1 pseudogene is annotated in these 388 nt (G+C 71.9%); it reads right to left on the bottom strand.

What is annotated here, in order from left to right:
- Window positions 1–92: 92 nt before the first annotated feature.
- Window positions 93–388 (bottom strand): annotated as a pseudogene (locus tag GVL52_RS32720) (aromatic ring-hydroxylating dioxygenase subunit alpha); the annotation flags it as partial.

Here is a 388-nt window from a genome sequence, read left to right as displayed (position 1 = left end):
GCCCACGGCCGCGCCGGCCCGGCCGTAAAAACATGTCACCGCCCTCCGCTATTGCCGCGGCCGCCCGCGCAGAGGCCCGCGCGGCCGCTGCGTCAGCAGGTGCCGAAGGTGATGCCGAGCGCCTTCAGGTGGCGGCGGTAGGCGGACGAGGCCTTGTCCGCGGCCGTGTGCAGCTCGGCCCGCAGGTCCAGCGGCAGGCGCTTGGGCTCCTGCGACTCCAGCACCGGCTGGTCCTGCGTGAAGATGGTGTGCTGGAAGTCGCGCAGCTTCTGGTCGGGCGCGTCGAAGTCCGCCACCGCCAGCCGGAACCACACACGGCTCGACTCGGGCGTGACGGGACAGATGTAGAGCGCGATGGATTCGCGCCAGCCTTCCACCGCCGTGGTGC

The sequence above is a fragment of the Rhizobium sp. 18055 genome, assembly GCF_902706285.1.
Classification (GTDB): Bacteria; Pseudomonadota; Alphaproteobacteria; order Rhizobiales; family Rhizobiaceae; genus Rhizobium.
Note: the sequence above shows the minus strand (reverse complement) of the source record. Positions and strands in the feature narration are given on the sequence as shown.